A 21,648-nucleotide genomic window follows, 5' to 3' on the forward strand; every position below is an offset into this window, starting at 1 on the left:
GGTTTAAGGCAGCGGTCTTGAAAACCGCCGTGGGTGAAAGCCCACCGTGGGTTCGAATCCCACCCCGTCCGCCATTGCACACGACCTTTTGGTGGGCTCTCGCTAACCTCAGAAGGTCGCCGCGGCGTAGCCCAAGCTATGGGTGAGCCCTCTGACGGCGCCGTAGCATGGTTCCCAGCGCAAAGAAGCCGGACAACATGAGCATCCAGCTGTCGGGTTCCGGTGTACCGAAGGGGACTATGTCGCCCGACAGACTTGAGATGGTGTTGTCCGTGACTGCGGAAACGCTGGCGCGGCCGAGGCTGTCAAGCACGAGTTCGCCGCTGGAAGTAGGCAACGGAATGCCAAAGAAGCCCGGCGCGGCAGATCCGGTCAGCGGGCCGAAGCTCAGGCTGATATCCGGAAACCCAGTCAGGTGGACTACAAAATCACTCGCAGTCGTCGAGGTTGGCGCTACCCCCAATGTGCTGGAAGAGTTGATAAATAACCGCAGCGGGTCCGTGAGATAGGCCGCGGAGAAACCATCGATCAGGATGGAGGTCGACCCCAAAGGGCTCAGCTGATAGCCAGCCGTGCCTAGATCGGAGATGTCTTCCGTGTCCCCGGAGAGTGTGAAGGTATAGCCGGCGTCGGTGAAAGCGGTCCCGGCGAGCGAGCCTGAACCTAGCCCGCTGATCGTATAGGTGATGCTCGCCGCATCTGCCGGCAAAGCAGCCACCAATCCAGCCGCGCACATCGCAGCCAACGCAATCCAACGCATTGCTCACCCCACCTTCACGAGTTCGAGCTTCAGCGTGCGTAGGTGTGTGTGTCAACCGTGCACCCCACTTGACGAGCGATGCCGCCACTATCTCGCCTCGTTGATCTCCGCCTTCTTCCGCGAGGCCGGGACCACCGGGATGTCCGCGTCGGCGAGCGGTTGCATCCAGACCTTCCGCGCCATCGCCGCCTCGATATACGGCGCGAGGTCCGCGGCTTTCTTCGCCTCGCGCTCGGCGACCTCGGCCTTGAACTGCGGCATCACCTTGGCGGCGAAGAGTTCCAGGGCCTCGCAGATGTGCTCATGCTTGTTGCGGCCGGCCTGCTGCAGGAAGATCACCTGGTCGACGCCGGCGTCGCGGAAGGCGGCGATATGGTCGCGGATGTCGGCGGGCGTACCGATGCCGCTGGCGTTGCGGGCGCTGGCCTTGCGCGCGGCGATGATCTCCTCGTCGGAGGCCTGGCGGGCCTTCTGGAAGTCGGCGAAGAGCGCCGAGCGGCCGGGCAGGACGTCGTGGGCGACCAGGGCGTTGACCGCATAGTTGAAGAACTCGAACCCCTCCTGGCCCCGGCGGATCGCCTCGTCGCGGTCGGGATGGACCGAGAAGTTGGAGACCATGGCCATGTTGGCGTTCACCGCGTGGCCGACCGGGACGCATTCATCGGACTTGATGATGCCGTAGTAGATCTCGGCCCAGTTCCGCGCCTCTTCCGGATCGACGAAGGAGAAGGCCAGGGCGCCGACCCCGATGGAGGCCGCGACCTTGATGGTGTCGCGGTTGGTGCAGGCCATCCACATGGGCGGATGCGGCTTCTGCACGGGCTTGGGCACCACGTTGCGGCAGGGGAAGGAGAAGCCCCGCCCTTCGAAGCCGGGGTAGGGGGCCATGACCATCATGTTGGCGATCTGCTCGGCCGCCTCGATGGCCAGGGCGCGCTTTTCCTTGGCCGGGATGGCGAAGCCGCCGAGCTCCAGCCGCGTCGCGCCCTCGCCGATGCCGAAGTCGAGCCGGCCATTGGAGATGATGTCGAGCGTCGCCAGGCCCTCGGCGGTGCGGGCGGGGTGGTTGTAGTTGGGGATCACCTGGCGGATGCCGTGGCCGACCCGGATGGTCTTGGTCAGGGCCGCGCAGGCCGCCAGGAACACCTCGGGCGCGGAGGAGTGGGAATATTCCTCCAGGAAGTGGTGCTCGACCTCCCAGGCGTAGTCGTAGCCGAGCCGGTCGGCGAGCACGACCTGCTCCAGGGCCTGGTGGAACAAGCGCGCCTCGTCGCCGTCGTTCCACGGCTTGGGGAGCTGGTGCTCGTAGAAGATCCCGAACCGCATCCTCGCGTCCTCCGCCCATCGCCGGCCCGTCTGGCGCGGGCCTATCCGCCACTTCCCGCCAGGGCGGCGGGTTTGGCAAGACCCAGGCGGCCGGGCTGCGGCCTCAGTCCTTCCAGATGTTGAACACGTTCCCCGGGTGGACGAGGTAGTTCACGGTGACGACCGGCACGAGGGTCACGCGGGCGTTGTGGCTCAGCCGGTAGACCAGCTCGCGGTCCTCGCCGCCGCGGCTGAGGTGCGAGCGCGGCAGGCGGCTGAAGCGGACCTTGGGCGTGCGGCGCACCAGGATCGAGCTGGTGTCCACATAGGAGCGGCGGGCCAGCGTCCGGCGATCGAAGGGCCTGGCGAGCGTGTCCTGCACCTCGCCGTCAGGCCTGCGGCGGGTGAGGCCGGTGTAGACCAGGTCATAGCCGGCCTCGAGCTCGGCCAGGCCCACGGCCAGGTGGTTGGGCTCCCAGGTGTTGTCGTCGTCGAGGAAGGCGATGCAGTCCGAGGCGCCGAGGCCGATCCCGACGTTGCGCACGACCCCGGGGATGCCGGTGTTCCGCGAGAGCGACACCGCCAGGAGGCGCGGATCGGCCGGCAGCTCCGGCAGGCCCGCGCCGTCGTCGACCACCACGATCCGGAAATCGGGCTCGGTCTGGGCCAGGATGGACTCGACCGCCAGGCGCAGTTTTTCCGGCCGGCGATAGGTGGAGACGATGCAGGCGACGCGGGCCCGCGGCTGGGGCCCGAGCGCACGCCGAAGCCGGGCGATCTCGCGGCGCTCGAAGAGCCAGATGGCCGGGACGCGGTGCGCCTGGCTGAGGGCCAGAACCCACTCCCAGACGCGCAAGGCCCCGACGGTTCGCCGGATCGCCCACTTCAGCCTGACCTTGATGCGACGCCTGACCGTCACGGCTGTTCCCCGCCCCAACTCTCACCAATCCCGACTCATGGGCCTAAATCGGCAATCTCCGGTTAACCCTGGCGAAAGCTTGCGCGGGCAAGCTCGGGCCTAGCAAACGCCAGCGGAGCTAGCATCGCCATGGATCGCGGACGGATCATGCGCACGGGCCGCTTGGCCGCCGTGCTGATGGCGGCGGGCTCGCTGACAGCCTGCATGACGCCGCAATACGCCGTGCGCGGGCCGGGGTCCGCGGCCGCGCCGCCGAAGGCCTACGCCAGGACCGCCCCAGCGCCGGCGCCGAACGGCCGCTACAAGACCGGCGAGCCCTATCAGGTGGGCGGCATCTGGTACGTGCCCCAGGAGCAGCCCAACTACGACCAGACCGGCATCGCCTCCTGGTACGGCGACGCGTTCCAGATGAAGGCCACCGCCAACGGCGAGATCTTCGACCTCAACCAATTCTCCGCAGCGCACACCACCCTGCCGCTGCCCTCGATGGTGGAGGTGACCAATCTCGGCAACGGGCGGAAGCTGATCGTGCGGGTGAATGACCGGGGCCCCTTCGTCGGCGGCCGGATCATCGACCTGAGCCAGGCCGCGGCGCGGGAGCTCGGCTACGACCGTCAGGGAACGGCGCGGGTGCGCGTGCGCTACGTCGGGCCCGCGCCTCTGGGCGGACCGGAGGCCGGGGTGCGCTATGCCCGGGCGACCGCGCCGGCCTATGCGCCCGCCGCCCGGTCTGCGCGGCCGGCCGACGAGGAGATCTTCGCCGATGCGGCGCCCACGCGCTCGTTCACCCCCATCGCTGGCGCCCCCGTCGCCGCCACCCCCATCGCCGCGCCGCATTCGGCGCAGCGCGGGTTGCAGGTCGAGGTGAAGCCCCTGGTGGCGCCGCCCGAGCCAGTTTCGGTCTCGACGCTCACGCCGCTCGCCTCCGTCCCGCGGTCGTCGGCGGCCGGCGCCGACGCGGCCCTCTATCGCATCCAGGCCGGCGCCTTCAGCGACCAGGACCGCGCCCGCCGTGTCGCCGCCCAGCTGTCCGCGCAGGGCGCGGCGACCGTCGAGCCCTTCGACCACGGCGGCACGACGCTCTATCGGGTGCTGCTGCCGGGCCCCTCGGACGAGGCGGAGGCCTATGCGGTCCGCGACAAGGTGGCCGCCATCGGCTTTACCGACGCACGGGTGATCCGGCCCGCTAGCTTCTAGACTTCCGCGCCGAACTGGCCAATTTGGGCCTGGTGCAGCCGGGTCAATTCATCACGCTCGAAGGCGGCGAGGGGGCGGGGAAATCCACCCAGCTCGTGCGGCTGGTCACGCGCCTGCGCGACGGCGGCCGTGAGGTCGTAGCCACCCGCGAACCGGGCGGTTCGCCGGGCGGCGAGGCCATCCGCGAGCTTGTGCTGAAGGGCAATGCCGACCGCTGGAGCCCGGTCACCGAGACGCTGCTGATGTATGCCGCGCGGCGCGACCATATCGAGCGGGTGATCCGCCCGGCGCTGGAGCGCGGCGCCTGGGTGGTCTGCGACCGGTTCTCCGACTCCACGCGGGCCTACCAAGGCGCGGCCGGCGGCGCCGACCCGGCGCTGATCGCGGCGCTGGAGACCTTCATCCTGGAGGACACGCGGCCGGACATGACGCTGATCTTCGACCTGCCGGTGGAGGTGGGCCTCGAGCGAGCGCACGCGCGGGCCGGGGCGGAGATGCGCTTCGAGTCCAAGGGCCAAGCCTTCCATGAACGTCTGCGCGAGGGCTTCCTGGCCATCGCCAGGGCCGAGCCGGAGCGCTGCGCGGTGATCGACGCCACCGGCTCGCTGGACGAGGTCGAAGAGGCGGTCTGGGCGGCGGTCTGGGGCCGGATCTCGGTCCATGGCTGAGATGCGCCATCCCCGCGAGGTCTTCGACCTCATCGGCCACGAGACCGCCGAGGCGGCCTTCGAGGCGACGCGGGCGCGCGGGCGGCTGCACCACGCCTGGCTGCTCACCGGTCCGGAGGGCGACGGCAAGGCGACCTTCGCTTACCGCGCCGCGCGCCGGCTGCTGGGCGCGCCCGCGGACGCCGCCTACGGGGTCCTGGGCTCCAGTCCGGACCATCCGGTCAGCCGCCAGGTGATCGCCCGCTCGCACCCCGATCTCTTCGTGCTGGAGCGGGTGGGCGAGGACGGCAAGGTCCGCAAGGTGATCCCCGTCGACGAGGCGCGCGGCCTCTCCGAGTTCTTCTCCAAGTCGCCGGCCAGCGCCCCGCACCGGGTGGCGATCGTCGACGCCGCCGACGACCTCAACGTCAACGCCGCCAACGCCATCCTGAAGACCCTCGAGGAGCCGCCGGCCCATGGGGTGCTGCTGATGGTCAGCCATTCCCCCGGGCGCCTGCTGGCCACTATCCGCTCTCGGTGCCGCAGGCTGGCGTTCCAGCCGCTGTCGCTGGAGGCGGCCGCGGCCTTCGTGCGCGAGCGCGAAGACGTCAGCGCCGAGGACGCGCTCAGGCTGGCGAAGATGGCCGGCGGGGCGCCGGGCCGGGCCTGGGCGCTGGCCGGCGCCAACGCCATCGCCATGGACGACGCGGCCCGCGCGCTGATCGAGGCCCTGCCCAGGGTGGACGAGGCCATGGCGCTGTCGCTCTCCGACCGGTTCCGGGGTGGGGAGGGGCAGGCGCAGTTCAACCTGCTGTTCGACCGCCTGGCCGAGCGGGTCCACGGCTTCGCCGCAGAACGGGCGGGGCAGGGGATCGGCGGCCTCGACCGCTGGGCGCAGGCCTGGGAGACACTGCAGCGGCTGCCGCGCGAGGCCGAGGCGCTGAACCTCGACCGCGCCGACGCCCTCTTCACCGCGCTCGGCGAGTTGCGCCAGGCGGCCCGGGCGGCCTAGACCAGCCCATGCTGATCGACAGCCACGTGAACCTGCACGCCCCGCAGTTCGACGCCGATCGCGAGGCGGTGATCTCCCGCGCGCTGGCGGCCGGCGTGCGGCTGATGGTCAATATCTGCGACAAGGTCTCGAACTATGAGGCCGTGCGGCAGGTGGCCCAGCATCCCGACATCTGGTGCACCGTGGGGACCCACCCGCACGAGGCCAAGGAGGACCCGGACCTCGCGGCCGAGACCCTGGTCGCGCTGGCGGCCGATCCGCGGGTCGTGGGCGTCGGCGAGACCGGCCTCGACTTCCACTATGACCTCAGCCCGCGCGTCATCCAGGCCAAGGTGTTCCGCGCCCACGCCGCCGCGGCCCGGCAGACCGGCCTGCCGCTGGTGGTCCATACCCGCGAGGCCGACGCGGACATGGGCGACATCCTGGAGGCGGAATACGCGCAGGGTCCGTTCCGCATCCTGATGCACTGCTACACCTCCGGCCCCGAGCTGGCGGCGCGCGCCGCGGCGCTGGGCGCCTGGTTCTCGGTCTCCGGCATCGCCACCTTCAAGGCCGCCACGGAGGTCCGCGCGGTGATCGCCGAGATGCCGGCCGACCGGATCATCGTCGAGACCGACTGCCCTTATCTTGCGCCCGTACCCTATCGCGGGCGGCGCAACGAGCCGGCCTTCCTGCCGCATGTGCTGGCCAAGCTGGCCGAGATCCGCGGCTGGACGCTGGAGGAGGCGGAGGCCCGCAGCGAGGATGCCTTCTTCGCGCTCTTCGACCGGATACCCCGCCCGTGACCGGGCGCCTGGAGTTCACGGTGCTGGGCTGCGGCTCGTCGGGGGGTGTGCCAAGGGCTGACGGCGACTGGGGCGCCTGCGATCCGGCGAACCCGAAGAACCTGCGCTCGCGCTGTTCCCTCCTCGTCCGGCGGCTGGGGGAGGGGGCGGAGCGTGAGACGACCGCTATCGTCGACACCTCGCCGGACCTGCGGCTGCAGACCGCGAACGCCGGCGCCAAGCGGCTCGACGCCATCCTCCTGACCCACGACCACGCCGACCAGGTGCACGGCATCGACGATGTGCGGGCCTTCTTCATCCGCCAGCGGGCGAAGATCGGCTGCCACATGGACGCCGCGACCGACACTTCGATGATGCGGCGGTTCGGCTACATCTTCGAGGGCGAAGGCGGCTATCCGGCGATCTGCGAGCGGCGCGCGATCCCGGCGCACGGCGAACGGTGGGCCGTCGAGGGGCCGTCGGGCGCGATCCCGGTCGTGACCTTCGATCAGGATCACGGCGGGGTGCGCTCGGTGGGCTACCGGTTCGGCGGGGTCGCCTACTCCAGCGACGTCGTTAACCTGGATGAATCCGCCTTCGCGGCGCTGGCGGACCTGGACGTCTGGATCGTCGACGCCCTGCGCTACCGGCCGCATCCGACCCACGCGCACCTGGCGCTGGCGCTTTCGTGGATCGAGCGGCTGAAGCCGCGCCGGGCGATCCTCACCAACCTGCATATCGACCTGGACTACGAGACCCTCAAGGCCGAGCTGCCGGCGGGCGTCGAGCCGGCCTTCGACGGGCTTCGGTTCGAACATGAACTCAGCGGCGATTTCGCGTGATATCTTCGCCGCTTAAGCTTGGTTTCCTCGCGTCGGGAAACGGCTCCAGCGCCCGGGCGATCGCTGCCGCGATCCAGGCCGATGGGCTCGCGGCGCAGGCGCGGCTGCTGGTCAGCAACAACAAAAGCGCCCCGGCCCTGGCCTTTGCCGCCGAGATGGACGTACCGGCGCTCTATGTTCCAACCCAGGGCGATCCGGCGGCGGCCGACGCGCGGCTCGCCGAGGCGATGGCCGGCCATGGCGTCGAGCTGATCGTCCTGTCCGGCTATCTGCGCCAGCTCGGGCCTCAGACGCTGGGGCGCTACGCCGGGCGGATTCTCAACATCCATCCGGGCCCGCTGCCGGAATTCGGCGGCCACGGCATGTACGGGCGGCGCGTCCACGAGGCGGTGATCGCCGCTGGCGTCGCGGAAAGCGGCATCTGCATCCACCTGGTGGATGAGGAGTACGATCGCGGCCCGGTGATCGCCCGGATGGCCGTGCCGGTGATGGCCGGCGACACGGCGGAGACGCTGGAGGTCCGGGTGACCGGCCTGGAGCCGGGATTTTTCGTCGAGACGCTCTGTCGGATTGCGCGGGGCGAGATCGTCCTTTGAGTGCGAATGCGGTTGTGCGGAACGGACTTCCGTTACAGCGTTCGTCCAGATGACCTTTGGGAGGGTGACATGAAGAACCATATCCGCGCCGCCGGCCTCGGGCTGAGCCTCATTCTGATGGCTGGCGCCGTCGCGCCCGCGCTGGCGCAACCGCCGCCGCCGGCCGACGCCATGACCGATCCGTCCTTCAAGCGCGAGGAGGTCATCAAGTTCATGGGCTTGAAGCCCGGTGACCGGGTGGCCGACATCGTCGCGGGCCGCTTCACGCGGGCGTTGTCCGTGGCCGTGGGGCCGAAGGGCAAGGTCTACGCCGTCGAACCGGCCGAGATCGTGAAGACCCACTCCGAGGTCCTGCCGGCGATGGCCAAGGCGGCCGAAGGCGCCGAGGGTCACAACATCGAGGTGATGAGCACGAACCCGACGAACGCCCTGGGGCTGCCGAGCCGCCTCGACGTGGTGTTCATCCGCCAGAACTACCACGACCTCTACGACAAGTTCATGAGCCCGGCCGACGTGCCGACGTTCAACAAGGAAGTCTATGCCGCGCTGAAGCCCGGCGGTGTCTATGTGATCCTGGACCATTCGGCCGTGAAGGGTTCCGGCCTGACGGCGACCGAGACGCTGCATCGGATCGACCGCGACGCCGTGGTGGCCGAGGTGCTCAAGGCCGGCTTCAAGCTGGACGGCGAGAGCGCGATCTTCGCCAATCCGGACGACCCGCGCGACAAGATGGTGTTCCATCCGTCGATCCGCGGGAAGACCGACCAGTTCCTGCTGAAATTCCGAAAGCCCAAGTGAGGGCTCGCTATATTTCCGATAATCTTCCTTAGGCGCAACAGGGATATGGCCGGAATTGGTTAGTGTGAGCGAACCGATTGTTTGGACCTATGATTGGGTGCCCGAAGGCCCCCGTGGCTTTGTGCGCGACATACGGCTGAGGTGGGCGTGCGAGGAAGCCGGGCTCGCCTACTCCGTGCGAACAGTCCCGTTCGAAGACCGGGGGCCTGACCATCTGGCGCTTCAACCGTTCGGCCAGGTCCCATTCCTGAGCGATGGCGAGCTTCAAATATTCGAAAGTGGCGCGGGGCTGCTGCATCTCGCCGGAAAAAGCGAAGCGCTGATGCCGCGCGATCCGGTCGGCGAAGCTCAAACGCTGCAATGGACGATCGCCGCGCTCAATTCGATCGAGATGGTTTCAGTCCCCTGGTGGTTCCTGGAAGTGACAGGCGTAAAGGACAATCAGCTTACTGGCTGGTTGGAAGGCCGCCTCGACCACATGGAGGGCATCCTGAAAGAGCGGCAATGGCTGGCGGCCGACCGATTCACGGTCGCAGACCTACTGATGGCCGATGTGCTCCGGGTCGCAAGAGTTCGCTCTTTCGGGAATCGACCGGCGACGGAGTCCTATGTGACTCGGATCACAGAGCGCCCCTCGTTCAAGAAGGCTCATGCCGATCAGATGGCGCACTTCGCCGCAGGCGATAAGATCCGCTCGTAGGCTGCGCGGTGGGAGGGCTCCGCGCCCGCTCGCACCCTAGGCGCGGCTCAGGACCGTCATGCCGAGTTCCCGGCGAAACGCGAATCCGAGGGACTCGTAGAGCCCGATCGCGCCGGTATTGTGGGCGTAGGTGTGCAGGAAGGCCGTCTCGCCGCGTGCGATGATGCGGCCGGCCGCGACGCGCATCAGGGCGCCGGCGTAGCCGCGCCCGCGGTGGTCCGGATCGGTGCAGACGCCGCTGACCTCGGTGAAACCCGCCGGCTGCATGCGCTCGCCGGCCATGGCCAGCAGCCGGCCCTCCCGTTTCACCCCGACGAAGTCCCCGAGCTGGTGGGTGCGGCTGAAGAAGGGGCCGGGCCGGGTCAGGGTCGCGAGCGCCAGCATCTGCGGCGCGTCGGCCTCGGTAAGCGGGACGATCTCGAAATCCGGCGGTCCAGCCGGCGTGAGCCCCTGCAGGACCATCTGCCAGATGTTGGAGCGCGACTCGATGGCCGTTCCGGGAACGGCCGGCGGCTCTGCGGCCTCCACCAGGGCCACCTGGCCGTCGGCGGGGATCAGGGCGGCGAGCGCGGCGAGGCTTTCGGGCGTGGTGTCCGTCACGGCGGCGAACAGGCCGTAGTCCGGCGCGAACCGCAGGGCGCGCGCGTCGCCGAGCGACAGAGGCGCCTGGCGGGTCGTCAGCGAACTCCAGACCGGCCGGTCGAGGGGATGGTGAGTCGTCATCGTCCCCTCTTACCCCAGGACCGCCCTGCTTCGCGCCGGGCCAACCGGGCGACGGACAGGGGTGAAACAGACATTCTAGGGCTGGCGCGCGCGCCCGAGAGTTGCGGTGACCGCTGGGAGGCTTACCTTAAGCGTGAGGGCGAGAACTGAGAGAAGACCATGCGCACCCTAGTCTTTGCCACCGCCGCGCTGCTTGCCAGCGCCACCGCCGCGGCCGCGGCGCCCGCCTCGGTGACCGTCACCGTCGGCCCTGAGCTGCAGGCCAAGGCCGCCAAGACGCTCGGCCAGCGGGATGTGAACGACCTCGCCACCGAACTTCGGACCCGAGTCGAAAAGCAGCTCGCCAAGACCGGCGCCTATGACGGCCAGCGGATCCAGCTCGAACTGACCGACGTGGAGCCCAACCGGCCGACCTTCAAGCAGCTCGCCGACAAGCCCGGCCTCTCCTACGAGAGCTTCGGCGTCGGCGGTGCGCGGATCGAAGGCAGCGCCATCGCATCGGACGGCAAGGTCACGCCGATCAGCTACAAATATTATGAGTCCGACATCCGCTGGGCGCGCCGCGGCGGCACCTGGGCGGACGCCCAATGGACCATCGACCGGTTCGCCTACCAGCTCGGCCGCGGCGACGCCGTCGCCCGCCGCTGAACGCGGTTGCCTCTGGGACCGACGCGCGGTCTGATCGTCGCGCGCTGATCCCAGAGAATCCCATGACCCGAGCCGCACCGCCCGCGACCTTGCGGCCCATCGACCGGTTGCTGGCGATCATGGCGCGGCTGCGCGATCCGCAGGGCGGATGCCCCTGGGACCTGGAGCAGACCTTCGCGACCGTCGCCCCCTACACCGTCGAGGAGGCCTATGAGGTCGCCGACGCGATCGAGCGGAACGACCTTTCCGACCTGAAGGATGAACTCGGCGACCTGTTGCTGCAGGTGGTGTTCCACGCGCGCATGGCCGAGGAGCAGGGCGTCTTCGCATTCGACGATGTGGCGATCGCGATCAACGACAAGATGATTCGCCGACATCCGCATGTTTTCGCAGAAGAAACCTACGCGTCCCTCGCCCATCAGAAGGAGGGTTGGGAGGCGCTGAAAGCGGCGGAGCGTCAGGGAAAGGGGCGGACGGCGTCGCTGCTGGACGACGTGCCCGTGGGCCTCCCCGCCCTCACCCGCGCCGTGAAGCTCTCCAAGCGCGCGGCAGGCGTTGGTTTCGTCTGGCCGACCGTCGAGGATGTGATGGCCAAGCTGCATGAGGAGATCGGCGAGCTGGAGGCCGAGATCGCCGCCGGCGACCTGGAAAAGGCCCGTCAGGAGATGGGCGACGTGCTCTTCGTGGTGGCCAATCTCGCCCGCACCCTGGAGGTCGATCCGGAGGACTCGCTGCGGTTCACCAACGCCAAGTTCGCGCGGCGCTTCCAGTATATCGAGGCGCGGCTCGCCGAACGCGGCAAGACCCCCGACCAGTCCGACCTCGCCGAGATGGATGCGCTTTGGGACGAGGCGAAGGCGACCGAGCGCCGGGCCTAGTGTCCCCGGATCTCGGCGCCAGGAAACTGCTGCTCGAACTGGCCTAGCGCCTGGGGTGAGAGGCTGACGGCCAGACGGACCGAGCCGTCCTTGCCGTCGTGGCGTTCGAGGACGCGCCCGTGGCGATAAAGCCAGGCGATGGCGGCCCCCTCGCCCATCGGCGTGAACACGTCGACCGGCGGGGCCTCGTCGACCAGGGCGGCGATGGCGTCGAGCAGGTCGTCACACCCCTCCCCGGTCGCAGCCGAGAGTGGAATGGCCGGCGGATGCGCGCGGCGAGCGTCGCCGCGGACGATGTCGCGGTCCTCGGCGGGGATGAGGTCGGTCTTGTTCCAGACCTCCAGGATTGAGCGCTCCTCCATGTCGACGCCCAGCTTGGACAGCACCTCACGCACGTCGCCCGCCTGGGCGGCGCTTTCGGCGCTGGCGATGTCCCGGATGTGCAGGACGACGTCGGCCTCCTTGACCTCCTCCAGGGTGGCGCGGAAGGCCTCGACCAGCTCATGCGGCAGGTCGGAGATGAAGCCCACCGTGTCGGACATGATCGCCGGGCGCCCGTCCGGCAGCTTCAGCATGCGCAGCGTCGGATCGAGGGTGGCGAACAGCATGTCCTCGGCCACCACTTCGGACTTAGTGAGGCGGTTGAACAGCGTCGACTTGCCGGCGTTGGTGTAGCCGACCAGCGCCACCGTCGGGTACGGATGCCGCTTGCGGGCCGAGCGCTGCAGGGTGCGGGTGCGGCGCACCTCGACCAGCTCAAGCTTCAGCTTGCGGATCTTGTCGGCGATCAGCCGCCGGTCGGTCTCGATCTGGGTTTCGCCGGGGCCGCCCATGACCCCGAAGCCGCCGCGTTGGCGCTCCAGGTGGGTCCAGGTGCGCACCAGGCGCGAGCGCTCGTAGGAGAGCCTCGCCAGCTCGACCTGCAGCCGGCCTTCCCGCGTGCGGGCGCGGCGGGCGAAGATCTCCAGGATCAGGCCGGTGCGGTCGATGACCTTCACCTGCCAGGCGGTCTCCAGATTGCGCTGCTGCACCGGCGTCAGGCTGTCGTCGACGATCGCCACGTCGGCCTCGGCGAGCTCGATGATCTTGCCGATCTCGGCCACCTTGCCCTTGCCGAACAGGGTGGCCGGCGTCAGCTGGCGCAGGTTGGCGATCAGGGTCTCGCGGACGTCGAGGTCGAGGGCGAGCGCCAGGCCCACGGCCTCTTCCAGGCGCGCGGCCGCCTGCCGGGAAGAGCTGCGCCCTTCCCGGTCAGGGTGGATCACAATGGCGCCTTGGACCGGCGCTTCACGGTCTACGGGTTTGGAGGAACTCAATCGGACTCGTCTTCGCCGGGCTCGTAGAGCTGCACAGGTTGCGCCGGCATGATGGTGGAGATGGCGTGCTTGTAGACCAGCTGGGACTGCCCGTCCCGGCGGAGCAGGACGCAGAAATTATCGAACCAGCTCACCACGCCCTGCAGCTTCACGCCATTGACCAGGAAGATGGTGAGCGGCGTCTTGGACTTCCGCACGCTGTTCAGGAACGTGTCCTGCAGGTTTTGTTTCTTCTCGCTCACGGCTTTTCGCCTCTTCTTTTTGCTTCGGGCGGCCAAAGCGCCACCCACACACGAAAGTTAGCTAGACCGCGATTTGCGACGGGCGCAATCGCGGGCGAGGCTTCAGATGGCCGAAGCCTTCGCCTGCTCGATATAGAGACGCCGGAGCCTCGTCGCCACCGGACCGGGCGTGCCTTCGCCCACCGGCTTGCCATCCACGGCGATCACCGGCAGCACAAGCGTCCCCGCCCCGGTGATGAACGCCTCCCGCGCGGCCAAGGCCTCGGCGGGGGTGAAAGGCCGCTCGTCCACCTCCAGGCCGTCGCGGCGGATCACCTCCAGGAGGGAGCTGCGGGTGACGCCGCGCAGGATGTTGGCGTTGGTGTCGCGGGTGCGCAGGCGCCCGTCTCCGTCGACGATCCAGGCGTTGGAGGAGCCGCCCTCGGTGACGAAGCCGAGCTCGTCCACGAACCAGGCCTCCACCGCCCCGGCCGCGCGCGCCTTCTGCTTGGCGAGCACATTGGGGATCAGGTTCACGGTCTTGATATCGCAGCGGCCCCAGCGGTTTTCCGGCGTCGTGACCACCGACACACCCTTGGCCGCGCGGGCTTCGGCGGCGGCCCGGTTCGTAGCGTTCACCGTCATAATCACCGCCGGCCGCACCGGCGGGTTCGGAAAGGGGTGGTCGCGCCTGGCTACGCCGCGGCTGACCTGCAGATAGAGCATCCCGTCGCGAACCCGGTTGCGGCGCACGGTCTCCTTCAAAACCAAGGTCAGGGCCGCGCGGCTCATCGGCATGTCGATGGAGAGTTCGCCCAGGGACCGCTCCAGGCGCGCGAAGTGGCCCTCGGCATCGGCCAGCTTGCCGTCGAACAGCGCCCAGACCTCGTAGATCGCGTCGCCGAACTGGTAGCCACGGTCCTCGATGTGGACGACCGCCTCGCCGTGCGGGACGAAGCGGCCGTTGACGTAGGCGACGCGGCCCATCAGCTGACCTCTTCCTCCAGAGCCCGTGCTCCGGAGAGGCCCAGCGACTTCAGCTTCCTGTGCAGGGCCGAGCGCTCCATCCCGATGAAGGCCGCAGTGCGCGAGATGTTGCCGGAGAAGCGCAGCATCTGGGCGTTGAGGTACTCGCGCTCGAACACCTCGCGGGCCTCGCGCAACGGCAGCGCGATCATCCGCTCGGCGCCCAGGCTGGTCGCCTGGTCGGTGACCATGGCCTCGGCCGGCAGCATGTTGGCGGTGATCGGGTCGGCGGGCGCGCCGGAAGCCAGGATCAGCATCCGCTCCACGTTGTTGCGCAGCTGGCGCAGGTTCCCCGGCCAGGCGCGAACCTGCAGGGTGGCGAGCGCGTCATCGGCCAGCCGGCGCCTGGGCATGCCGGTGGCGTCACTGATCCGCTCGATGAAGTATTCGACCAGCTCGGGGATGTCCTCGCGGCGCTCGGAGAGGCCCGGCACGTTGACCGGCACGACGTTCAGCCGGTGGAACAGGTCCTCGCGGAAGCGGCCCGCGGCGATCTCCTCGCGCAGATCGCGGGAGGTCGAGGAGACCACGCGGACGTCGACGTGCACGTCCGAGTCGCCGCCGACCCGGCGGAAGCTTTGGTCGACCAGGACGCGCAGGATGCGCCCTTGCGTCTCGCGGGGCATGTCGGCCACTTCGTCGAGGTAGAGCGTGCCGGCGTGGGCGCGCTCGAAGACGCCGACCTTGGCGGTGCGGCCATCGTCGCCCTCCTGGCCGAACAGCTCCACGTCCATGCGCTCCGGCGTCATGCCGGCGGCGCTGATCGGCACGAACTCGTTGCGCGCGCGGCTGGAGGCGCCGTGGATCAGGCGGGCCACGGTCTCCTTGCCGGACCCCGGCGGCCCGGAGATCAGCACGCGGCTGTTGGCGCCGGCCAGTTTGACGATCATCTGGCGCAATTGCTGTGCGGCCATCGACTTGCCGGTCATGCCCTCCGGCGTGATCGCCTGGGTGCGCAGGCGGCGGTTCTCGCGGCGAAGATTGGCCGCCTCCAGGGCGCGCTCGACCACCAGCAGCAGGCGGTCGGACTTGAACGGCTTTTCCAGGAACTCGTAGGCGCCGCGCTTGATGGCGCTGACGGCGGTTTCGATGTTGCCGTGGCCGGAGATCATGATCACCGGCAGGTCGCCGTCCAGCGTCCGGACCATGTCCAAGAGTTCCAGGCCGTCCATGCCGCCGCCGGCCATCCAGATGTCGAGGATCAGCAGAGCCGGCTTGCGCGCCCGGATGGCGGCCAGCGCCGACTCCGAGTCGGTGGCCGTGCGCACCGCATAGCCCTCGTCGGCGAGGATGCCCGCCACCAGCTCGCGGATATCCGCCTCGTCGTCGACCACCAGAACGTCGGAGACCATCATTCAGTCCTTCAAGCCGTCACGGTTTCGGATTTCGGCGCAGGCTTCACGCGCGCCGAGGCGGGGAGACGCAGGATGGCGAGCGCGCCCGGGCCCGTCCGGGCATCGGAAAGCTCCAGCTCGCCGCCATGGTCTTCGAGGATGCGTTTGACGATGGCGAGGCCCAGGCCGGTGCCCTTCTCGCGGGTCGTCACATAGGGTTCGGTCAGGCGGTCGCGGTCTTTCTCGGGCAGGCCCACGCCGTTGTCTTCGACCTCGAAGGCGACGCCGGTCTCGTCGGAGACCAGCCGGGCGCGGATGCGGCCCTTGGGCTTGGCCGTGCGGCGGGCGCCCACCGCCTCGGCGGCGTTCTTCAGGATGTTGGTCAGCGCCTGGGTGAGCATCCGCTCGTCGGCCAGCAGGCGGACCTCGGGGATCGGCTCCAGCAGCTCGACCGCGATGTCGGGGCTCGCCACCCGTTGTGCGAAGACCGCCGCGCGGATCAGCTCGGAGGCGTCCTGGTCGGCGAACTTCGGCGCGGGCATCCGGGCGAAGGACGAGAACTCGTCGACCATCTGCCGGATGGCGTCCACCTGGCGCACGATGGTGTCGGTGCAGCGGTCGAAGGTTTCCAGCTCCGGGGCGGCGATGTCCTTGCGGTATTTCTTCCGCAGCCGCTCGGCCGAGAGCTGGATCGGCGTCAGCGGGTTCTTGATCTCGTGGGCGATGCGGCGGGCGACGTCGCGCCAGGCGGCGTTGCGCTGGGCGGTGACCAGCCGGGTGATGTCGTCGAAGGTCAGGACCAGGCCGTCCTCGATGCGGCTCGCGCGCACCCGCAGGCGCAGGGTGTCGCGGCCGCGGACGATGTCGACCTCGGCCTCGGCCTCAGCCCCGCGGCCGGCCTCGGCGGCGACGGCGGCGATCTCGGGCGCGATCTCGGAAAGCTTGCGGCCGCGGCCCTGATTGGCCTTAAGCCCCAGCAGCACCTCGGCCTGGCGGTTGGCCGCGGAGATCTTGCCGTTGGCGTCGAGGCCGATCACGCCGGCGCTCACCTCGGCCAGCACGGTCTCGATGAACTGACGCCTGCGCTCGGCCTCCTCGTGGGCGGTGCGGATCGCCTCCTGCTGGGTCTGGAGATCGTGGGTCATGCTGTTGAAGGCGCGTGACAGGACGGCGATCTCCTCGGGGTCGCTGTCGGCGTCGACGCGGGCGGTCAGGTCGCCGCCGGCCACCTTGCCTGCCGCCTGCACCAGGCGCGCCACCGGGGCGGAGATGGCGCTGGCCGCGCCCAGACCGAGCCAGACCGCCCCGACCAGCACGAGGAGCGCGGTCTCTGCGTAGCTGAGCGCGAAGATGGTCTGAATCTTCTGGCGGTTCTGGGCGGCGTCGCGATAGGCGACCAGGCTCGCCTCGGCCTCCAGCAGGTGGGCGACGATCCCCTTCTCCACCGGCCGGATCACATAGAGGTAGGCGTCCGGATAGGCGCGCAGCCGGTAGACCGAGCGCATCACGTCGCCGCAGGTCCGATAGCAGAGCCAGATGTCGCCCTGGTCAGCGGCCTTGAAGCTGGAGGCGGTCGGCATGACCAGCTCCGGCGCGCCCGCCGCCTCGGCGCGGGCCAGCACGCGCCCGTCCCGGTCGATCAGATAGGCCGCCGAGAAGGCGTGGGCCGAGGCGAGCTGCCCCAGGAACTGGTTGAAGGTGATCGGGCTCGCCTGCAGCGCCGGCGCCGCGTGGTTCAGGTCTCCGGCCATCAGGGTCACGTGCCGCTGGATGTAGCGGCTCTGTTCATCGACGTAGGAGCGCGCGACGGTGGCCGAGTTCTCGACGACGGTCTGCACCCGCGTGCTGAACCAGTTGTCGACGCCCCGGTTGACCAGCACACCGTAGAACAGCGCGACCACTACGGCCGGCGCCACGGCCGCCACGGCGAAGAGCATGACGAATCGGACCTGCAGGCGCGCGCCGGGGTCGCGCTCGCGGGCGTCCAGCAGGACCGCGAAGCGCAGGAAGACCACCAGGGTCAGCGCCAGGATCAGGACCAGGTTGAAGCCCAGGACCGTCAGGATCAGGTCGCTGGCGGGTCCGAGGGGGCCGGTCGACGGCGGCGAGGCGGCCAGCAGGATCGCAAGGCCGGTGAGCGCCGCGGCGAGCCCGTAGCCGATGCCGAGCACCACCCGGGACTGCATCGCCTGCCACACGCGGCCGAAGCCGGCGGCGGCGATCCACTGTCGAAGGTCGAAAGCCATTGCGTGAGGGAGCCTAAGGGACTGTGCCCTAAACTCAACAGGCTTGTGGCAGAGATGTGTCAGGCCGCTCGCAGGCAGGCTTTTTCTAGCGGCGGCCCCGCTGCATTTCCACGCCAAGGTCGGAGATTTTCTTGCGCAGGGTGTTTCGGTTGAGCCCGAGGATCTCCGCTGCGCGGACCTGATTCCCCCGCGTGGCGGACAGGGTGAGCTGGATCAACGGGCGCTCGACCTCCTCCAGCACGCGGTCGTAGAGGCCGGCCGGCGGCAGGCCGTCGGGTTGGTCGGCGAAGTAGCTGGAGAGCTTGCGCTCGACGATCTGGGAGAGCGTCGCGGGCCCCTCCTCCCCTTGGACCGTCGGCTGCTGGTCTGCCAGTTCGCGCTCGACGATGCGGGCGGTGATCAGATCCTCGCCGTAAAGGGCGCAGATCCGGCGGACGAGGTTCTCAAGCTCCCGGACGTTGCCTGGCCAGGGGTGCTGCTTCAGCCGGTCGAGCGCAGCGGCGTCGATGGTCTTGGACGGCAGGCCTTCACGATTGGCGCGCAGCAGGAAGGCCCGCGCCAGGTCGGGGATGTCGTCCACCCGGTCGCGCAGCGGCGGCAGGCGCAGGGGCGCGACGTTCAGGCGGAAGAACAGGTCCTCGCGGAACAGGCCCTGCTGGATCAGGCCGCGCAGGTCGCGGTTGGTGGCGGCGATGATTCGCACGTTCGGCCGGCGGCTGGTCTTGGGATTGAGCGCCGGCTCCGACCCGTCGATCACCCGCAGGAGCCGGGTCTGGGCGTCGAGCGGCATGTCGCCGATCTCGTCGAGGAACAGCGTGCCGCCGTCCGCGTCGATCAGCTTGCCGCAGTCGCCGTCCTCCTTGCCGAAAAGCTCGGTCTCGACCCGCTCGCGGGGCACGGCGGCGAGGTTGATGGTGACGAACTTGCCGTCCCGCCGGCGGCCCATGTCGTGCAGGGCGCGGGCTACCAATTCCTTGCCGGTGCCGGACTCGCCGCTCAACAGCACGGTGAGGTCGGCGCCCACCAGCCGGGCGATGGTGCGGTAGACCTCCTGCATGGGCCCTGAGCGGCCGATCAGCGGCAGGCGGTCGTCACGCACGGCGCGGGCCTGGGCGCGGGCGGCCTCGGGATCGGCGGGCCGCGACAGCGCGCGCCGCGCCGCGGAGGTCATGTCGTCCAGGTCGAAGGGCTTCGGGATGTAGTCGAAGGCCCCCATCTCCGCGGCGTTGACCGCCGTGATCAGGTTGTTCTGCGCGCTCATCACGATGATCGGCAGTTTCGGGCGCTCCTTGCGGATGCGCGGCAGGACGTCGAAGACGTTCTCGTCGGGCATGACCACGTCGGTGATGATCAGGTCGCCCTCTCCGTCCGAGACCCACTTCAGCAGGGTCGCGGCGTTGCCCGTGGCCCGCACCTGGTAGCCCAGCCGGGTGAAGGCCTGGGAGAGCACGAGGCGGATCGAGGCGTCGTCGTCGGCGATCAGAATCTTCTTACTGGCGGCGTTCATGCCGGGACGTCCTCTGCGGAAGCGATAGGCAACAAGACGCGGAATTCCGTCCGCCCGGGCTCGGATTCGAAGTCCAGCAGGCCGCCGTGGGCCCCGACCAGCTTGCTGACCAAGGCGAGGCCAAGACCCGCGCCATTGGCCTTGGAGGTCACGAAGGGTTGGAACAGGTGCTCACGCAGGTGGGCCGGCACGCCGGGGCCGTTGTCGACGATCCGCACCTCAAGCGGCGCGCCGCGCAGCGCCTGACCCTTGGCCGCGCGCACCCGCACCCCGTGCCGATAGGCCGTGTAGATGCCGATCGCGCCGCGCCCGTCGCCGCGCGAATGGGCGGCCTCAGCGGCGTTCTTCACCAGGTTCAGGAAAATCTGGATCAGCTGATCCTCGTCGCCCAGCACCGGCGGCAGCGAAGGATCGTACTGCTCGCGCAACGTCAGGCCGTCGGCGACACCGTTGGCGGCCAGCGCCCGCACCCGGTCCAGCACCTGGTGGATGTTGAGCGGGGCGAGCGAAGGCAGCGCGTCGTCGGAGAAGGCCTCCATGCGGTCGACCAGCCGGCGCACCCGGTCGGTCTCGTCGACGATCAGCTGGGCGAGCGGGGCGTCCTCGGCCTTCGCGCCGGACTTGAGCAGCTGGGCCGCGCCGCGGATGCCGGCCAGCGGATTCTTGATCTCATGGGCCAGCATGCGGCCGAGGCCGACGATGGACCGCAGGCCCCCGGCCGCCTCCGCCCCGTTGCGTTCGGCGCCGAGCCCGGCCTTGACGCTGAGGGTCAGCAGCACCGAGCCGTCGCCGAGCGGGGCCGCCGCGCCGTCGGCCTCAAAGGGCGGCAGGCCGAAAAGGCTGATCTGCACGCCGCGTTCGCGAACCTTGGCGTCTTCCTCGATCGCGCGGTTGAGGAGGGAAACGAGCGCCGAACCCGGCGGCAGGGCGGCGCTGAAGCGGCCGCGGGCCAGGAGGCCCAGGCCCTGGCCGAACAGCGCCTCGGCGGCCTCGTTGACCGCGACCAGGGCGCCGGTGTCGTCGACCACCATGGCCGGGTCGGGACTGAGCTCGAAGGCCGCGGCCTTCAGGGCCAGGGTATCGACGCCGAGCGATTGGGGGAGCGTACGCCAGCTCATGCCGCCAGCCGCCGTTCCGGATCGGCCCACAGCGCCGTCAGGCCGCGCTCGACCTCTCCCGGCGCCTCAAGGCGGCAGAGGATTCCGCGGGCCTCACGCCGGGCTTCGGCGTCGGCCGGCCAGGGCGCTTGGTCGACATAGGAGGCCAGGTGCTTGCGGAAGACCTTCAGGCCCAGGCGGTCGCCGTAGAAGCCGAGCGCATCGCGGAAGTGGTCCAGGGCGATACCCAGGCGGGTCGCGGCGTCCGGCGGAGCGAAGGCGCGGCCCGCCAGCTCTGCCTCAAGCTGGGCGGCGATCCAGGGCCGGCCATAGACGCCTCGGCCGACCATCACCCCGTCGGCGCCCGAGGCGGCGAGCGCGGCGCGCGCGGTCGCGCCATCGACGATGTCGCCGTTGACGATGACCGGGACGGAGACCGCCTCCTTCACCGCCCGCACGGCGGCCCAGTCGGCGGCGCCCTTGTAGAACTGGCAGCGGGTGCGGCCGTGGACGGTGACGGCCGCGACGCCCAGCGCCTCGGCGCGGGCGGCGATCTCCGGCGCATTCTGCGAGGCGTCGTCCCAGCCCAGCCGCATCTTGACGGTGACCGGCACGTCGACGGCCGCGATGGCCGCGGCCATCAGGCGTTCGGCGAGCTCCGGTTCGCGCATCAGGGCCGAGCCGCCATGGCCACCGGTCACCTCGCGCGCCGGGCAGCCGAAGTTGAGGTCGATGATCTGGGCGCCGGCCGCCTGGGCGAGGCGCGCGCCCTCGGCGATGTGGACCGGGTCGCGGCCGACCAGCTGGACGACCATCAGGGGCAGACCCTCCCCCACGGCGGCGCGCCGGACCACATCGGGCCGCCCCTTGGAGAACTCGGCGCAGGCGACCATCTCGGTGGCCACATAGGCCGCGCCCAACCGGCTCGCCGCCCGCCGGAACGGCAGGTCGGAGACCCCGGTCATCGGCGCGATCCACACGTGGCCGCCGACCGTGATGTCGCGAAGCTTGAGCGCACTGCTCATTTTGTAATCATCCCCACCGCTGGGTTTTTAGGCAATTTGTGCGGTGCAGTAAACCCCGCCCGAACTGGACAAGCGCAGCCCTGCCCC

The 21,648-nt window shown here is 69.6% G+C and carries 22 protein-coding genes; 10 read left to right on the plus strand and 12 right to left on the minus strand.

Features of this window, described 5'->3' with window-relative positions:
• Positions 1–136 precede the first annotated feature (136 nt).
• The 3 genes from ACESMY_RS18450 to ACESMY_RS18460 form a co-directional block, all read right to left on the minus strand.
• Complete coding sequence (locus tag ACESMY_RS18450; RefSeq protein WP_372786082.1) at positions 137–760, minus strand: hypothetical protein; 624 nt, start codon at positions 758–760, stop codon at positions 137–139.
• Positions 761–847: 87 nt separating this feature from the next.
• The gene (locus ACESMY_RS18455) at positions 848–2,086 is read right to left on the minus strand and encodes an LLM class flavin-dependent oxidoreductase (RefSeq protein ID WP_372786083.1); all 1,239 of its coding nucleotides are present in this window, start codon (positions 2,084–2,086) and stop codon (positions 848–850) included.
• 103 nt (positions 2,087–2,189) lie between these two features.
• Positions 2,190–2,984 carry a glycosyltransferase family 2 protein gene (locus ACESMY_RS18460; protein WP_372786084.1) on the minus strand — a complete coding sequence of 265 codons (795 nt, stop codon included), beginning with the start codon at positions 2,982–2,984 and terminating at the stop codon, positions 2,190–2,192.
• A gap of 129 nt (positions 2,985–3,113) precedes the next feature.
• Here ACESMY_RS18460 and ACESMY_RS18465 point away from each other — a divergent pair, with 129 nt between their 5' ends.
• From ACESMY_RS18465 to ACESMY_RS18500, 8 genes are all read left to right on the plus strand, one after another.
• Positions 3,114–4,181: a septal ring lytic transglycosylase RlpA family protein gene (locus tag ACESMY_RS18465; RefSeq protein WP_372786085.1), complete on the plus strand. Its 1,068-nt coding sequence runs from the start codon at positions 3,114–3,116 to the stop codon at positions 4,179–4,181.
• Positions 4,182–4,213: 32 nt separating this feature from the next.
• Positions 4,214–4,849 (plus strand): dTMP kinase, encoded by a 636-nt coding sequence (gene tmk, locus ACESMY_RS18470; RefSeq protein WP_372786086.1) that lies wholly within the window; start codon positions 4,214–4,216, stop codon positions 4,847–4,849.
• Positions 4,842–5,840, plus strand: coding sequence for a DNA polymerase III subunit delta' (locus tag ACESMY_RS18475; protein WP_372786087.1), 999 nt, complete (start codon positions 4,842–4,844; stop codon positions 5,838–5,840). Before tmk ends, ACESMY_RS18475 begins: the two co-directional genes overlap by 8 nt.
• A gap of 8 nt (positions 5,841–5,848) precedes the next feature.
• Positions 5,849–6,625 (plus strand): TatD family hydrolase, encoded by a 777-nt coding sequence (locus ACESMY_RS18480; RefSeq protein ID WP_372786088.1) that lies wholly within the window; start codon positions 5,849–5,851, stop codon positions 6,623–6,625.
• The gene (locus ACESMY_RS18485) at positions 6,622–7,446 is read left to right on the plus strand and encodes an MBL fold metallo-hydrolase (RefSeq protein WP_372786089.1); all 825 of its coding nucleotides are present in this window, start codon (positions 6,622–6,624) and stop codon (positions 7,444–7,446) included. The genes ACESMY_RS18480 and ACESMY_RS18485 overlap by 4 nt, the downstream gene beginning before the upstream one ends.
• Entirely contained in the window at positions 7,443–8,042 is a 600-nt protein-coding gene (locus ACESMY_RS18490) for a formyltransferase family protein (RefSeq protein ID WP_372786090.1), read from the plus strand. Before ACESMY_RS18485 ends, ACESMY_RS18490 begins: the two co-directional genes overlap by 4 nt.
• A gap of 69 nt (positions 8,043–8,111) precedes the next feature.
• The gene (locus ACESMY_RS18495) at positions 8,112–8,840 is read left to right on the plus strand and encodes a class I SAM-dependent methyltransferase (protein WP_372786091.1); all 729 of its coding nucleotides are present in this window, start codon (positions 8,112–8,114) and stop codon (positions 8,838–8,840) included.
• A gap of 64 nt (positions 8,841–8,904) precedes the next feature.
• Positions 8,905–9,540 (plus strand): glutathione S-transferase family protein, encoded by a 636-nt coding sequence (locus tag ACESMY_RS18500; RefSeq protein ID WP_372786092.1) that lies wholly within the window; start codon positions 8,905–8,907, stop codon positions 9,538–9,540.
• A gap of 36 nt (positions 9,541–9,576) precedes the next feature.
• On the opposite strand, the gene ACESMY_RS18505 is transcribed toward ACESMY_RS18500, so the two are convergent.
• Entirely contained in the window at positions 9,577–10,263 is a 687-nt protein-coding gene (locus ACESMY_RS18505; RefSeq protein ID WP_372786093.1) for a GNAT family N-acetyltransferase, read from the minus strand.
• A gap of 159 nt (positions 10,264–10,422) precedes the next feature.
• Here ACESMY_RS18505 and ACESMY_RS18510 point away from each other — a divergent pair, with 159 nt between their 5' ends.
• Positions 10,423–10,911 (plus strand): hypothetical protein, encoded by a 489-nt coding sequence (locus tag ACESMY_RS18510; RefSeq protein ID WP_372786094.1) that lies wholly within the window; start codon positions 10,423–10,425, stop codon positions 10,909–10,911.
• 62 nt (positions 10,912–10,973) lie between these two features.
• Positions 10,974–11,789, plus strand: a complete 816-nt coding sequence (gene mazG, locus ACESMY_RS18515) for a nucleoside triphosphate pyrophosphohydrolase (protein ID WP_372786095.1) — start codon at positions 10,974–10,976, stop codon at positions 11,787–11,789.
• Here mazG and hflX read toward each other — a convergent pair.
• From hflX to dusB, 8 genes are all read right to left on the minus strand, one after another.
• Complete coding sequence (hflX, locus tag ACESMY_RS18520; RefSeq protein WP_372786096.1) at positions 11,786–13,054, minus strand: GTPase HflX; 1,269 nt, start codon at positions 13,052–13,054, stop codon at positions 11,786–11,788. The two genes, mazG and hflX, sit on opposite strands and share 4 nt — an antisense overlap.
• A gap of 47 nt (positions 13,055–13,101) precedes the next feature.
• Complete coding sequence (hfq, locus tag ACESMY_RS18525) at positions 13,102–13,347, minus strand: RNA chaperone Hfq (RefSeq protein ID WP_293367327.1); 246 nt, start codon at positions 13,345–13,347, stop codon at positions 13,102–13,104.
• Between the two features lie 102 nt (positions 13,348–13,449).
• Positions 13,450–14,313 carry a D-amino-acid transaminase gene (locus ACESMY_RS18530; RefSeq protein ID WP_372786097.1) on the minus strand — a complete coding sequence of 288 codons (864 nt, stop codon included), beginning with the start codon at positions 14,311–14,313 and terminating at the stop codon, positions 13,450–13,452.
• Entirely contained in the window at positions 14,313–15,704 is a 1,392-nt protein-coding gene (locus tag ACESMY_RS18535; protein ID WP_372786098.1) for a sigma-54-dependent transcriptional regulator, read from the minus strand. Before ACESMY_RS18535 ends, ACESMY_RS18530 begins: the two co-directional genes overlap by 1 nt.
• A gap of 11 nt (positions 15,705–15,715) precedes the next feature.
• Positions 15,716–17,932, minus strand: coding sequence for an ATP-binding protein (locus ACESMY_RS18540; RefSeq protein WP_372786099.1), 2,217 nt, complete (start codon positions 17,930–17,932; stop codon positions 15,716–15,718).
• Between the two features lie 85 nt (positions 17,933–18,017).
• Complete coding sequence (gene ntrC / locus ACESMY_RS18545) at positions 18,018–19,439, minus strand: nitrogen regulation protein NR(I) (protein WP_372786100.1); 1,422 nt, start codon at positions 19,437–19,439, stop codon at positions 18,018–18,020.
• The gene (locus tag ACESMY_RS18550; protein ID WP_372786101.1) at positions 19,436–20,557 is read right to left on the minus strand and encodes a nitrogen regulation protein NR(II); all 1,122 of its coding nucleotides are present in this window, start codon (positions 20,555–20,557) and stop codon (positions 19,436–19,438) included. Before ACESMY_RS18550 ends, ntrC begins: the two co-directional genes overlap by 4 nt.
• The gene (dusB, locus tag ACESMY_RS18555; protein WP_372786102.1) at positions 20,554–21,561 is read right to left on the minus strand and encodes a tRNA dihydrouridine synthase DusB; all 1,008 of its coding nucleotides are present in this window, start codon (positions 21,559–21,561) and stop codon (positions 20,554–20,556) included. The genes ACESMY_RS18550 and dusB overlap by 4 nt, the downstream gene beginning before the upstream one ends.
• Positions 21,562–21,648: the final 87 nt, after the last annotated feature.

This window comes from Phenylobacterium sp. (assembly GCF_041691455.1).
Taxonomy (GTDB): domain Bacteria; phylum Pseudomonadota; class Alphaproteobacteria; order Caulobacterales; family Caulobacteraceae; genus Phenylobacterium.

Excerpts from the sequence above, each read along its gene's own strand:
- ACESMY_RS18455 (WP_372786083.1), bottom strand. The coding sequence starts at position 2,086 with ATGCGGTTCGGGATCTTCTACGAGCACCAGCTCCCCAAGCCGTGGAAC.
- ACESMY_RS18505 (WP_372786093.1), bottom strand. The coding sequence starts at position 10,263 with ATGACGACTCACCATCCCCTCGACCGGCCGGTCTGGAGTTCGCTGACG.
- ACESMY_RS18475 (WP_372786087.1), top strand. The coding sequence starts at position 4,842 with ATGGCTGAGATGCGCCATCCCCGCGAGGTCTTCGACCTCATCGGCCAC.
- ACESMY_RS18465 (WP_372786085.1), top strand. The coding sequence starts at position 3,114 with ATGGATCGCGGACGGATCATGCGCACGGGCCGCTTGGCCGCCGTGCTG.
- ACESMY_RS18495 (WP_372786091.1), top strand. The coding sequence starts at position 8,112 with ATGAAGAACCATATCCGCGCCGCCGGCCTCGGGCTGAGCCTCATTCTG.
- ACESMY_RS18450 (WP_372786082.1), bottom strand. The coding sequence starts at position 760 with ATGCGTTGGATTGCGTTGGCTGCGATGTGCGCGGCTGGATTGGTGGCT.
- ntrC (WP_372786100.1), bottom strand. The coding sequence starts at position 19,439 with ATGAACGCCGCCAGTAAGAAGATTCTGATCGCCGACGACGACGCCTCG.
- ACESMY_RS18530 (WP_372786097.1), bottom strand. The coding sequence starts at position 14,313 with ATGGGCCGCGTCGCCTACGTCAACGGCCGCTTCGTCCCGCACGGCGAG.
- ACESMY_RS18510 (WP_372786094.1), top strand. The coding sequence starts at position 10,423 with ATGCGCACCCTAGTCTTTGCCACCGCCGCGCTGCTTGCCAGCGCCACC.
- ACESMY_RS18535 (WP_372786098.1), bottom strand. The coding sequence starts at position 15,704 with ATGGTCTCCGACGTTCTGGTGGTCGACGACGAGGCGGATATCCGCGAG.
- mazG (WP_372786095.1), top strand. The coding sequence starts at position 10,974 with ATGACCCGAGCCGCACCGCCCGCGACCTTGCGGCCCATCGACCGGTTG.
- ACESMY_RS18540 (WP_372786099.1), bottom strand. The coding sequence starts at position 17,932 with ATGGCTTTCGACCTTCGACAGTGGATCGCCGCCGCCGGCTTCGGCCGC.
- ACESMY_RS18480 (WP_372786088.1), top strand. The coding sequence starts at position 5,849 with ATGCTGATCGACAGCCACGTGAACCTGCACGCCCCGCAGTTCGACGCC.
- dusB (WP_372786102.1), bottom strand. The coding sequence starts at position 21,561 with ATGAGCAGTGCGCTCAAGCTTCGCGACATCACGGTCGGCGGCCACGTG.
- ACESMY_RS18550 (WP_372786101.1), bottom strand. The coding sequence starts at position 20,557 with ATGAGCTGGCGTACGCTCCCCCAATCGCTCGGCGTCGATACCCTGGCC.